The organism is Kutzneria sp. CA-103260 (assembly GCF_018263855.1).
Taxonomy (GTDB): domain Bacteria; phylum Actinomycetota; class Actinomycetes; order Mycobacteriales; family Pseudonocardiaceae; genus Kutzneria.
Genome location: NZ_CP073318.1, coordinates 568055 through 579726, shown reverse-complemented (window position 1 = coordinate 579726; position 11672 = coordinate 568055). Strand labels below are relative to the sequence as shown.

Genomic DNA, 11672 nt, shown 5'->3' with positions numbered 1-11672 from the left:
AGTCGCTTCTGGTGACCAACAACGACACGCAGAAGCACAACGCAACAATGTCGTACCGTTTTCACTACGTCACATTTGGGTAATGCACACACCTCACACGACCAACCGGGAAAGCCGGTTCGCGCATGTGACCTACTTCACACTCGACTGAGTGGTGCGAGCTCGTGACCATCACGCCAACCTCTCGACCGCGCAGAGGTCCACTATGGACCGAAGTTGAGCGCGGCGCCACAGAAGCGCGTCCTGTGTCCTATGGCCTCAACGTCGACCACGGGGGGCCTGACGCCCGATCTTGCCCCTGCGGCCGGGCAGGACTGCACGTTCGACCACCGATCCCTGGGAGCGCTCTCCTTCCGTCTGCCAACAGCATGCCGAAGGTCTATCAACGGCTTCTCCACGACTTCTCCACACCCGTCCAGCGATGCGCCGATCCCCACGTCAGACGCGGTTTCGCGGTGTCCGGACACGTGCCGGCGCACGCCCAGTCGGCACGCGCGGCGGTGATCATCAAGGCCGCCGGTCACGCACCGCGAGGCAACCGACGCGCAGCGCACCGGCAGGCGATCTCGAATCGTTACCGCGCACAGGTTTGACCGACGCGAAAGCGGATTTCGCCGGCCGGCTGAAGGGTGGCACTCACTCGGTCGGCGGTCCCGACCGATTCGCCACCCGCCTGTCATGGAGGCCATGACTGAGATCACCTTCTTACGCGACACCGCCCATGGCGGCCCGGCAGCCCAGCCGTCCCGGATCGCCGCCCAGCTGGCCGCTTTTGTCGGCGCCGCCCGCACCAGCGTGCACATCGCGATCTACGACTTCCGCCTCGGCGACGCGCTGGCCAAACCGGTGGTGTCGGCGCTGACCGAGGCCGCCGCCAACGGCGTCGACGTGCGAATCGCCTATGACGCAAGCAAACCCGCAACCGGCTTCGCGACGCTTGGCGCGGACCCGGCGCCACCAGGCACCGCCCAGTGGCTGCATTCGAGACTCGGCGAGAGCAAGGTCGGGCTGAGACCCGTCACCACTCCGTCCGGACAGCTGATGCACGACAAGTACGTCGTCGTGGACGGCAGACGGGTGTGGACCGGTTCGACGAACTTCACCGACGACGCCTGGACCCGTCAGGAGAACAACATCCTGCGGATCGACTCCACCGCGCTGGCCGCCGCCTACGAGCAGGATTTCGAGCAGTTGTGGGAGTCCGGCGACATCCGGCGCACCGGCGTCGGCGACCGCGGAGCCACCACCGTCGGCCCGGCGACCGTCTCCTGGTCGTTCGCGCCCGGCGAGGGCCGGGCGATGGACTCCGACCTCGTGGCGATGGTGAGTGGCGTTCGCGACCGACTCGTGATCGCCTCGATGGTGATCACCTCACACGCCCTGTTGTCCGCGCTGGCCAAGGCGGTCGGCGCCGGCGTGCACCTGAGCGGCATGGTCGACGCCGGGCAGATGGGGTCCATCGCGCACGAGTGGGGCAGGAGCAAGTCGGCGGCGTCGGCGCAGGCGCTGGCCGACTGGACGACGGTGTCGGCCCGGCTGGTCGGCAAGAGGTCCACGCCCTACACCCCGACCGGCGTGCACGACTTCATGCACCTCAAGGTGTTGGTCAGCGACGACACCGTGGCCACCGGCTCGTACAACTTCAGCGCCAACGCGGAGGCCAACGCCGAGAACCAGCTGCGCATCGCCGCCCCCGGCATCGCCGACGAGTACGCCGCCTTCATCGCCACCCTGGTCAAGGCCTACGGCAAGGCCTGACCGGGACCGGCCCGTATCGTGGCCGCGTGGACAGCGACCAGATCCAGCGACCGCCGCTCGACCCGACGCTCGTACAGGACGAGATCGACGCTCGGGCGGCGTTGCTGGCCGGCGACTTCTCGCACTGGGCGCGGGCCGGCGAGCACCTCATCCGCGAGGAGCACAACAACTTCCCCGAGCGGCTGTTCCTGTTCCGCCTCGGCGACGTCTGGCTCGTCGGGTCCAAGACCATTTCCGATCTCGTCGTCGAGCACGGCCTGCCCGGGCTGTTCTGCAGCCGCGTCCACTGGCACAACGTGCTCGGCCCGCTGACCTCCGTGCGCACGTCCGACACGGGCGTCCAGGTCGGCTTCCGGCCGCTGGACGAGGCCGCCCGCCGGGCCGCGTTCGACGCCATCACGCCGGAAACCGAGCTGATCCACCCCTTCCCCAAGCACCGTGTGCCGGGGCAGGAGGTCATCGCCGAGGGCTGGGAGGTCAACGACCACGAGGCCGCCCTGCTCAACCTCGGCGAAGAGCACATCCGCCGCTACACGCTGGAGCGGTTCGGCCCGCGCTTCGCCCACCTCACGACGGACGTCGTCGCGTACGATCCGGCTTGCTCGACCGGCCGCTTCCTGGCCGACTTCGCGAGCCTGAACCCGGAGCGGATCCGCACCGTCGGCCAGGACCTCAGTCCGGAGATGGTGGAGTACGCCGGCGCCCACCTGGAGCGGGTCCATGTCGGGGACGCTCTGACGCCCGCCGTCGCGCCGTTGAGCGTGGACATCATGTTCGTCCGGTTCCTCAACAACGAGGTCGTCTCCACCGCCCAGGCCCGCCAGATCCTGCCGCGGCTGGCCTTCTGCCTGAAGCCCGGCGGCACCATGGTGTTGCTGGGCCACAGCCCGCTCCTGGTGGACGCCACCGACCTCACCGGCGCCGGCCTGACCGTGACGCAGACCGTGGCCCGGCAGGACGGTCACGTGTTCCAGTACTACGTCTGCGAGACGATGCGACTGCGGTCGGCGTGATCTCTGGATCGGTGGAGCCGGTTCGGAGCAGTCGTCGATTCACGTGGGGCCGCTAGCCTCGACCCGGCGATCGGATGACCAGGGCCACCCGGAAGGTGCTGTGGGCGCTGCTGGACGTCGAGGAGTGCTACGGCCTTGAGGTCGTCCACCGCACCCGGCTCGCCGGCGGCACCGTCCCCCGGCGAGTCCCGCTCTGGGACACACCGAATGCAAGTCTGAGGTAGATCAACAGCGCTTTCAGGCCATCCCCTTCAGCAGGGTCGGCAGATCCACCGCCACCCGGGACAGGCTGAAGCCGTCCGGCGGCACGCCCTTCGGGGAGCTGATCCACCCGCCGCGGTCGCGGACCCGGGTGTGCTGGTCCCCCACCAACAGCAGCGACACGTAGCAGCCGTAGTCGATGGCGAAGCCGTCGTAGAGCCGGCCGGGATGCTGCGGGTCGACGATGCCGCGCCGCAGCAGGTGCAGCAGCCGCGCGTCGTAGAGCTCGTCGATGGTCTCGTAGGCGGCGTACCCGAGCTGGTCCAGCACGAAGGTCCGGGACCGCCGGTTGCCGACGATCTCATCGACGAGCAGCTGCAATGTCCGCCGAGCGGGTTCGTTGACGGCCAGGGCGTTCCGCTTGTCCCGCAGGTACCAGTCCTTGGCCGCGTTGCGCACGTCGGCGAGGGCGATGGGTTCGGCGTTGGCGTGCTGCGCGGCCAGGGCGGCGATGTTGATGGCGTCCCGGGGCACGCCCTCGGCGGCCCGCACGAGCTCGGCGAACGCCCCGCGACGGAAGGCCTCGCCGAGGAACGCGTCGGCGTCGGCCGGCGGTTCCCGCATCATGGTGGCCAGCCGCGGCCCGGCGTGGTTGTAGAACAGCTGGCCGAAGAACTCCTGGGCCCGGTTCTGGGTGTGGTCGAAGATCATGAAGTCGTCGAGGCTGACCGCCGAGGCCGCGTCGGAGCCGACCTCGATGCCGAGGTAGTCGTTGCCGTTGGGCACGAAGAACCTGGAGCGCCGCTCGATGGCCGCGATCTTGACCGTGATCCCCGGCACCGGCAGCACGCTGCGGCGCAGCAGGTCGGCCAGCAGTGGCTGGAGATCGACCGGCAGGCTGCTCCACTCGTCCAGCAACACCCACAACCGGCTGGGGCGCATGGCTTTCGCCACGGCCCGCAGCGCCCGGCCGAGCGGACCGAACAGCACGCGATGCTGTTCCACGCCGGTCCGCCGCAGCCGGCTCTCGGCGCGGACGGTTCGCTGCTGCCCGGCGGAGATCCGCCCTCGGGGCGCGGTCGACACGGACAGCTCGACGCCGGCGCCGCTGTGTTCCTTCTCCCCCAACCGGGTCTCCGCCTCCACCTCGCCGACGACCTCCACCGCGGTGGAGGCGTCGACCAGCGTGTCCATGGCCCGCAGCAGGCCGTCCGGGTCGCCGAACTCGCGTTCCATGGCGGCGGTCAGCAGCTCTTCGTGGATGGCTTCCAGCGTGTCGACGAGGAGATGCGTGCCTCGGGTGGACGGCGAGAGCGAGCTGTCGGCGTAGAGTCCGCCGGCCGAGCCGATGGTCCGCAGGTCCACGTAGACCGCGACATCACCGGCCCGCTCCACCACGTCGCTGAGGTACAGCAACGCGTGCGTCTTGCCGGTTCCCCTGCGCCCGTACAGGATCTGGTGATCCTCGGAGTTGAGCATCGCCGAGAACGACCCGGCGGCCACGTAAGTGGTGGCCAGCGTGGACCGGTCGGTGCTCTCGGCGCGGCGCGGGATGCGCATCAGGGCCTGATTGACGTGCCGCTGCCGCCTGTCCGTCATGGTGGCCAAGCCTGCCCTGGGCCTCGCGGCGGGCGCATCGGCTGGGCGGGTGAGGCGACTTGACCGGGCCGACCGGACGGTGGCAACCTATTCAACAGGCGATGAATTCTGGAGGTGGCCATGGGCTGCGTGATCATCGGCGGCGGCCCCGCCGGCATGGTGCTGGGACTGCTGCTGGCCCGCGGCGGCGTGGACGTGACCGTGCTGGAGAAGCACGGCGACTTCCTGCGCGACTTCCGTGGCGACACAGTGCACCCGACAACGTTGCAGCTGTTGGACGAGCTCGGTCTCGGCGAGCGCTTCGCCAAGCTGCCGCAGAGCCGGCTGGACCGGATCGTGTTCCCGCTCGGCGACGACCAGGAGGTCTGCGTCGGCGATCTGCGCCGGCTGCGCGTGCGCCATCCGTACATCGCGATGGTGCCGCAGTGGGATCTGCTCACCATGCTCGCCGAGGCCGCGGCCGAGGAACCGACGTTCACGCTGCGGATGCGCACCGAGGCCACCGACCTGATCCGCGAGAACGGTGTGGTGCGCGGCGTGCGCTACCGCACCGAGGACGGCGAGACGGGCGAGATCCGGGCCGATCTCACGGTCGCGTGCGACGGCCGCTGGTCGATCGCCCGGCACCAGGCCGAACTGCGGCCGAAGGAGCTGCCGGTGCCGATCGACGCCTGGTGGTTCCGCTTGTCCCGCAAGGAATCCGACCGCGCGCAGGCGTTGATGCCACACGCCGGGGCCGGTCGCTTCATGGTCGTCATTCCCCGCGAGGAGCACCTGCAACTCGGCTACATCGGCCGCAAGGGCAGCGATCCGCAGCTGCGGGCCGACGGCGTGACCCGCTTCCGCCGCAACGTCGCCGAGCTCATCCCGTGGCTGGCCGACCGCGTCGGCGAGGTCGAGTCGATGGACGACGTGAAGTTCCTCGAGGTGCGGCTGAACCGGCTCAACCGCTGGCACATCGACGGCCTGCTGTGCATCGGCGACGCCGCGCACGCCATGTCGCCGATGGGCGGCGTCGGCATCAACCTGGCCGTGCAGGACGCCGTCGCCGCGGCCGCCCTGCTCGCGAAACCGCTGCGGCGCGGGCAGGTCACGTCGAAGGAGCTCGCCAAGGTGCGGTCCCGACGGCTGCTGCCGACCATCCTCGTGCAGGCTTTGCAGGGCATGATGCACCGGGCCATCGCGGTGCCGATCGTCGCCGGCGTGCGCAACGGGCCGCCGAAGGCGTTCGTCCGCCTGCTGCGGCTGTTCCCGGCCGCGTCGGTGGTGCCGGCCTACCTGATCGGCGTGGGCCTGCGCCCCGAGCACGCGCCCGCCTTCGCCCGGCGCTGATCCGCCCGTTCGGGCACCGCCTTTGCCACTACCGTTGCGCCATGGCGGAATCCGACGAGCAGTACGACGCGCTCGGCCAGACCTACGAGCGCGCCAAGCACATTCCCACCGGACTGGCCGAACAGGCCACGTTCCTGTCCGCGCTGCCGGATCTGGCCGGCAGGTCGGTGCTGGACGTCGCCTGCGGCACCGGTTTCTATCCCCGCGTGTTCGCCGATCTGGGCGCGGCCGAGGTGGTCGCCGTCGACTCCTCGGCCGAGATGGTGGCGTACGCGAACCACAGGGAGGACAAGGAACCTCGCGGCATCAAGTACCGCCAGCTGGACGCCGCCGAACTGCCGGTGCTGGGCGGCTTCGACATCGTGACGGCGGTGTGGCTGCTCGGCTACGCCGACGATCCGGCCGCGCTGGACCGGATGACCGCCAACCTCGCGGCCAACCTGGCCCCCGGCGGCACGCTGGTGGTGCTGGTGCCCAACCCCGACGCCGACTTCGACGTCCTGGCCGGGCCCTACGGCCGCTACGGCTACGACGTGGTCCGGACCGGCTCGGCGACCTTCCGGCAGCCGGTGTCGGTGCGGGTGCTCGACGAGCCGGCGTTCGCCTTCGACTCCTTCTTCTGGCCGGTCGGCGCGTTCGAGGGCGCCCTGGGCCGAGCCGGCCTGGTCGAGATCACCCGCGCGCCGACCATCGTGCCGGTGGACGAGCGCGGCGAGGAATTCTGGGCCGACCTGCGCCAAAGTCCGAGCTTCGCCGTCTTCACCGCCAAGTCGAATTAGCCGTTCACGCGGCCGGAGAGCAACTCCCCGGCCGCGTGATCGACGGCTACATCCGAGCGTAAGTCATGCAGTTGGTGGTGTTCTCCCCGACGCCCGGCGCCATCCGCACGCCACCGGGTGCCGTGCACTCCAGGTCGCGGTTGTGCATGCAGTCGGTGCGGGAGCAGGCGCCCACCTTGGCGATCGCCATCGGCAGGCCTCCCTTGCGGGCCAACGGAATGAAGGTGGCGCAGTCGGCGTGGCCGTGCTCCCCGCTGACCGTGATCGCGAAGGCGTGGCAGCCGTCGTGGTTGTATGAGCACCCCGTGACGGTGCACTCGCTGACAGCCGGCATATCCGTGGTGGTCATGAGCACTCCTCATGGTGTCATGTTCGGCGGGGCCGACGCTGCCAGTGGAATCCCATGATCGCAACACGAAATCAATTAGGTGAGCCTCAGCTAAACGGCGGAATAGGGGTTGTCACTTTCCGAGGTTGTCGATGATCAGGCCGATGGTGAAGTCGAATCGGTCGTGACCGGCGCCGGCGGCCAACTCGGCCGCGTGCTCACGGGTGTGCGGGAAGCGGTCGGCCGGCAGAGCGGTCATCCGGCTGACGAGCTCGTCCCGGCTGAGGACCCACTCGTCGCCGTGATGTTGTTGGCGCTGTTGGACAAGCGCGCGTTCCAGGGTGTACGCGCCGACGTACAGGGTGAGCGCGTCGAGGGCCCAGGCGGCGGTCCGCGGCTCGACGCCGCCAGCGAGCATGATCGCCAGCAGCCCTTCGCCGACCCGCAGGGTCTCCAGGTGGGTGGGAACCGTCGCCATCGCGGCCCGGGCGACGCCGGGGTATTTCAGGTACTGGTCGCGGATCTGGCCGTACACCTCGCGCAGCTGCTCCCGCCACGAGGCCGGGTCCGGTTCGGGCAGCACGATCCCGGCGTAGACCTGCCCCATGATCAGGTCGTCGAGGTCGTCCTTGTTGACGATGTGCGCGTACAGCGAGGACGGCCCGGTGTCGAGCACGTTGGCGACCCGGCGGATGGTCAGCGCCTCGTAGCCCTCGGTGGCGATGACGTGCAGCGCGGCGTCGGTGATGCGGTCGGTGGTGATCGGCGCCTTGCGCGGCGCGGGCGCGGCGTCCGCGCCGGGCTGGGCGTGCCGGGCGGCGCGGCGCTGCTTGGGGTCGACGGGCATGGGCACCACTCTAGCTTGACACGAACTAAGTTCGCCCAGTAGAACTTAGTTCGTGAACATCGAACTTAGTTCGTCAGAGTCTCGAGCCGCCCCGCCACCGCTCCCCCTCAGCCGGGCCTGGCTGGTGCTGGTGGTCGTGGTCGCCGCCGAGCTCATGGACCTCATCGACACCAGCGTGGCCAACCTGGCCGGCCCGTCCATCCGCGCCGACCTCGGCGGCGGCCCGATGACCCTGCAGTGGGTCCTGTCCGCCTACACCGCCGCCTTCGCCCTCGGCCTGATCACCTCCGGCCGGCTCGGCGACCTGCTCGGCCGCCGCCGGCTGTTCCTGATCGGCATGGCCGGCTTCACCGCCGCCTCGCTGGCCTGCGGCCTGGCCCCCAGCGCCGGCTTCCTGATCGTCGCCCGCCTGGGCCAGGGCCTGTTCGGCTCGGTGATGATCCCGCAGGGCATGGCCCTGCTGAAGCTCGTCTTCCCGCCCCAGCACTTCCGCAAGGCGATGGCCCCGATCGGCCCGATCATGGGCCTGGCCACCGTGGCCGGCCCGATCCTGGCCGGCTGGCTGCTGCACCTGAACCTGTTCGGCAGCGAGTGGCGCTCGATCTTCCTGATCAACGTCCCGATCGGCGTCCTGGCCGGCCTGCTCGGCTGGCGCGTCATGCCCCGCCACAGCGGCGAGGACCGCGGCGCCCGTCTCGACCTGCTCGGCGTCGGCCTGCTGACCGTCGCCTCGGCGCTGCTGATCGTGCCGCTCATCCAGGGCCGTGACCTCGGCTGGCCCGCGTGGACGTACGCCATGATCGCCGCCGCTGTCGTGCTCTTCGGTCTGTTCGTCGGCTCCGAACGCCGCAGCCGGCATCCGGTCATCACGCCGTCGCTGTTCACCAAGCGCGGCTTCGTGGTCGGCCTGGTGATCGTCGCCGCCAGCTACGCCTCGCTCAGCGCGTTCGTCCTCGTCGTGAACCTACTGCTGCAATCCGGCCTCGGCTGGTCCCCGCTGGACACCGGCCTCGCGCTGATCCCGTGGGCCGTCGGCACCGCGGCTTCCACCCTCGCCTCCGGCACCCTGCTCGCCGAGAAGCTCGGGCGCGCCAACCTGCACCTCGGCCTGGCTATCGCCGCCGTCGGCCTGCTCGGCCTGTGGTGGACCACCGCCCACTGGGGCGCGGACCTCACCGTGTGGACGCTGACCCCGGCCCTGTTCGTCACCGGCATCGGCTCCGGCCTGCTGTTCATCCCCCTGTTCGACTTCATCCTCGGCGACGCCACGCCCGAGGAGGTCGGCACCGGCGCCGGCGTGCTCAACGCCGCCCAGCAGTTCGCCAGCGCCATCGGCGTCGCCGCCCTCGGCACCGTGTTCTTCGCCAACCTCGGGCCGTCCCCCTCGTCCTACTTCTCCGCCGCCGAGCTCGTGTTCGGCATCTGCGCCGGCGGCTACGCCCTGGCCCTGCTGCTCGTCGGCCTCCTGCCCAAGCACGCCCAGCAAGCACCCGAAAGCGAGTGACACCATGACCACCAAGACCGCTCTCATCACCGGCGTCAGCCGCCCCATCGGCATCGGCTTCGCCGTGGCCCAACAGCTCGCCGAGCAGGGCTACCACGTGATTCTCACCGCCCGCGACCTCGCCCGCGTCGACACGCTCGCCGCCCAGCTCCGCCGGGACGGCCTCGCCGCCACCGCCCTACGCCTCGACCTCACCTCGCCCGCCACCATGGCTGCCGTCGCCGAATACCTCAGCTGGTCCTTCGGCCACCTCGACGTGCTCGTCAACAACGCCAGCGACGTCGTCGACTTCACCGTCCTGTCCGCCCTCGACGCCGACATCGACGCCGTGCGCTCCGCCATCGACGTCGACGTGCTCGGTCCGTGGCAGCTGGTCCAGACCCTGCTGCCGCTGCTCAAGGCCGCACCCGCCGCCCGTATCGTCAACGTCTCCAGCAACTCCGCCCTGCAGATCTCCGCCGGCCTCGACCTCGGCGCCAGCCTGCGGGCCCCCGCCCACTCCTTCGGCAAGCACGCCCTCAACGTGGTCACCGAGATGCTCGCCCACGCCCTCGTGGACACCCCCATCCTCGTCAACGCCGTCGACCCCGGCTCCACCGCCACCCACCCCGAACGCGGCGACGACGAGCACGACCGCCCCGCCGCCGACAGCGCCCGCGGCGTGGTCTGGGCCGCCACCCTCCCCGCCGACGGCCCCACCGGCGGCTTCTTCCTCGACGGCCGCCCCCTGCCCTGATCCCCTCTCTTCAGCCAAACTCCTTGCCCTTGCAGCACTTCAGCCCGAAGCCCTTGCCTTGCGGTACTTGTGCCCCGAAGTCCTTGCCTTGCACTCCCCCTCCCGAAGCCTTGCCCCGCAGTCCTTCTACCCTGAGTCCTTGCCCCGCAAGGCCTCCATCAACAGTTCTTGTCCCACAACAGTTTCCACCCGTTCGAGTGGCGAGTTCGATCTCTCTGGCAAGTAAAATCGTTGGCATGGAAGAGAAAGTCGCTCGCTTGATCGAACGTGAGCGGGCCATCCGGCATCGCCAGGCCGAACCGGTTGCGGTTGATCGCCGAGTTGAACGTCGACGACTGGGCGGCCAACGACATCGGGATGGCGCTACAGCTGTCGCCCAGCAACGCTTCCTCCCTCGTCGACTGGGCTACCCGCGTGGCCACAGTGTTTCCCGACGTGCTGGACGCCATGGACGCCGGGGTGATCAGCGAGTGGTCCGCCCACGGGTTGGTCGATCCGACCGAGGACTATCAGCCCGAACTGGCACAGAAGGCCGTGGCCAAGACGTTGGAGACCGCTGAAGGCCGGTGCTGCCAGCAGCTTCGCCGATCGGTGCAGGCACGGTTGCGGCGGGCGGATCCCGCAGCGTATGCCCAGCGGCGCGAGCAACGGCGTCGAGACCGGAAAGTCGTGCTCTACGACGAGGAAGACGGCATGGCTGCCCTCAAGTGCGAGCAGCCGGTAGAGATCGCCCAGATGATGTACGCCAAGATCGACCGCCTGGCCCGCCAGGAACCCAAGGCCGACCGGTCGATGGACGCGGTTCGCGCGGATGTGTTGGCCGCGTTGGTGTTGGAGGAACCGAAGAGTGCGGGGTCCAAGGTGCTCATCCAGGTCACCGTGCCGATCACCGCCCTGCTGGGCGTCGACGAGCGGCCGGGGCGACTGGACACCGGGCAGGTGATCCCGGCGGAGGTGGTGCGGGATCTCATGACTCATCCGGGGACCGTGTTCCATCGGCTGCTCACCGATACGGCGGGACAGTTGTTGGAGTACAGCCCAGGGGTCTACCGCCCGAAGGCCGATGTCGACCGCTTCATCCGGACGCGACACAGGACGTGCGTGATGCCCTGCTGCTCCCATCCCGCACGGTCCTGCGACATCGACCACGCGGTGGCATGGCCGGAGGGTAAGAGCACTGGGGCGAACCTGGGACCCCTGGACCGGAGGCATCACCGCTACAAGCACGCCACCAAGGCGAAAGTCACCATCACCGACGACGGCACCACCACCATCGAGACCCGGTGGGGACAGACCTACACCGCCAAGCCGGAGCCGGTGGAAGAGCCTCCGTTCTGAGGCTGTGCGGGAATTCGCTCGCCACCACCCCGTGCGTCAACCACTACTTCAACCGGACGTCGTGGCTGGTGAGCCGGGTGACGGGCGGCGGCGCGTGACCCGGCCGGTGGCCGGCGAGATCACTGTTGATCATCCCTCGGTGTCCGTCCACGGTGGCCCCGCAGCACCACCCGGCGTGCCCGACTGAACAGAATCACCCCCAATCCTGGCGACTTCGCAGGATTGGGGGTGACAACT

11 protein-coding genes are annotated in these 11672 nt (G+C 69.5%); 8 read left to right on the top strand and 3 right to left on the bottom strand.

Annotated elements, in window-relative coordinates; genetic code table 11:
* The first annotated feature begins 687 nt into the window (after nucleotides 1–687).
* From JJ691_RS02585 to JJ691_RS02575, 3 genes are all read left to right on the top strand, one after another.
* Nucleotides 688–1758, top strand: coding sequence for a phospholipase D-like domain-containing protein (locus JJ691_RS02585; protein ID WP_211767188.1), 1071 nt, complete (start codon nucleotides 688–690; stop codon nucleotides 1756–1758).
* 26 nt (nucleotides 1759–1784) lie between these two features.
* Nucleotides 1785–2771 (top strand): class I SAM-dependent methyltransferase, encoded by a 987-nt coding sequence (locus JJ691_RS02580; RefSeq protein WP_211767187.1) that lies wholly within the window; start codon nucleotides 1785–1787, stop codon nucleotides 2769–2771.
* A 74-nt stretch (nucleotides 2772–2845) separates the two neighbouring features.
* Complete coding sequence (locus JJ691_RS02575; RefSeq protein ID WP_211767186.1) at nucleotides 2846–2995, top strand: hypothetical protein; 150 nt, start codon at nucleotides 2846–2848, stop codon at nucleotides 2993–2995.
* A gap of 13 nt (nucleotides 2996–3008) precedes the next feature.
* Here the strand turns inward: JJ691_RS02575 and JJ691_RS02570 are convergent, their stop codons facing one another.
* Complete coding sequence (locus JJ691_RS02570; RefSeq protein WP_211767185.1) at nucleotides 3009–4571, bottom strand: hypothetical protein; 1563 nt, start codon at nucleotides 4569–4571, stop codon at nucleotides 3009–3011.
* A gap of 120 nt (nucleotides 4572–4691) precedes the next feature.
* Here JJ691_RS02570 and JJ691_RS02565 point away from each other — a divergent pair, with 120 nt between their 5' ends.
* Both JJ691_RS02565 and JJ691_RS02560 read left to right on the top strand, forming a co-directional pair.
* Complete coding sequence (locus tag JJ691_RS02565) at nucleotides 4692–5903, top strand: FAD-dependent oxidoreductase (RefSeq protein ID WP_211767184.1); 1212 nt, start codon at nucleotides 4692–4694, stop codon at nucleotides 5901–5903.
* Nucleotides 5904–5944: 41 nt separating this feature from the next.
* Nucleotides 5945–6682 carry a class I SAM-dependent methyltransferase gene (locus tag JJ691_RS02560; protein ID WP_211767183.1) on the top strand — a complete coding sequence of 246 codons (738 nt, stop codon included), beginning with the start codon at nucleotides 5945–5947 and terminating at the stop codon, nucleotides 6680–6682.
* Between the two features lie 46 nt (nucleotides 6683–6728).
* On the opposite strand, the gene JJ691_RS02555 is transcribed toward JJ691_RS02560, so the two are convergent.
* Together JJ691_RS02555 and JJ691_RS02550 are read right to left on the bottom strand one after the other, a co-directional pair.
* Complete coding sequence (locus JJ691_RS02555) at nucleotides 6729–7031, bottom strand: DUF1540 domain-containing protein (protein WP_211767182.1); 303 nt, start codon at nucleotides 7029–7031, stop codon at nucleotides 6729–6731.
* A 112-nt stretch (nucleotides 7032–7143) separates the two neighbouring features.
* The gene (locus JJ691_RS02550) at nucleotides 7144–7857 is read right to left on the bottom strand and encodes a TetR/AcrR family transcriptional regulator (protein WP_211767181.1); all 714 of its coding nucleotides are present in this window, start codon (nucleotides 7855–7857) and stop codon (nucleotides 7144–7146) included.
* A gap of 52 nt (nucleotides 7858–7909) precedes the next feature.
* On the opposite strand from JJ691_RS02550, the gene JJ691_RS02545 reads away from it, so the two are divergent.
* The 3 genes from JJ691_RS02545 to JJ691_RS02535 all read left to right on the top strand — a co-directional run bounded on the left by JJ691_RS02545 (nucleotide 7910) and on the right by JJ691_RS02535 (nucleotide 11435).
* A complete protein-coding gene (locus JJ691_RS02545; protein WP_249227638.1) occupies nucleotides 7910–9361 on the top strand; it encodes an MFS transporter in 1452 nt (483 codons plus the stop codon).
* A 4-nt stretch (nucleotides 9362–9365) separates the two neighbouring features.
* Nucleotides 9366–10097 (top strand): SDR family NAD(P)-dependent oxidoreductase, encoded by a 732-nt coding sequence (locus JJ691_RS02540; protein WP_211767180.1) that lies wholly within the window; start codon nucleotides 9366–9368, stop codon nucleotides 10095–10097.
* A 267-nt stretch (nucleotides 10098–10364) separates the two neighbouring features.
* The gene (locus tag JJ691_RS02535) at nucleotides 10365–11435 is read left to right on the top strand and encodes a DUF222 domain-containing protein (protein WP_211767179.1); all 1071 of its coding nucleotides are present in this window, start codon (nucleotides 10365–10367) and stop codon (nucleotides 11433–11435) included.
* Nucleotides 11436–11672: the final 237 nt, after the last annotated feature.

Coding starts and splice junctions, on each gene's coding strand:
- JJ691_RS02585 (WP_211767188.1), top strand. CDS start 688: ATGACTGAGATCACCTTCTTACGCGACACCGCCCATGGCGGCCCGGCA.
- JJ691_RS02575 (WP_211767186.1), top strand. CDS start 2,846: ATGACCAGGGCCACCCGGAAGGTGCTGTGGGCGCTGCTGGACGTCGAG.
- JJ691_RS02570 (WP_211767185.1), bottom strand. CDS start 4,571: ATGACGGACAGGCGGCAGCGGCACGTCAATCAGGCCCTGATGCGCATC.
- JJ691_RS02565 (WP_211767184.1), top strand. CDS start 4,692: ATGGGCTGCGTGATCATCGGCGGCGGCCCCGCCGGCATGGTGCTGGGA.
- JJ691_RS02560 (WP_211767183.1), top strand. CDS start 5,945: ATGGCGGAATCCGACGAGCAGTACGACGCGCTCGGCCAGACCTACGAG.
- JJ691_RS02555 (WP_211767182.1), bottom strand. CDS start 7,031: ATGACCACCACGGATATGCCGGCTGTCAGCGAGTGCACCGTCACGGGG.
- JJ691_RS02550 (WP_211767181.1), bottom strand. CDS start 7,857: ATGCCCGTCGACCCCAAGCAGCGCCGCGCCGCCCGGCACGCCCAGCCC.
- JJ691_RS02540 (WP_211767180.1), top strand. CDS start 9,366: ATGACCACCAAGACCGCTCTCATCACCGGCGTCAGCCGCCCCATCGGC.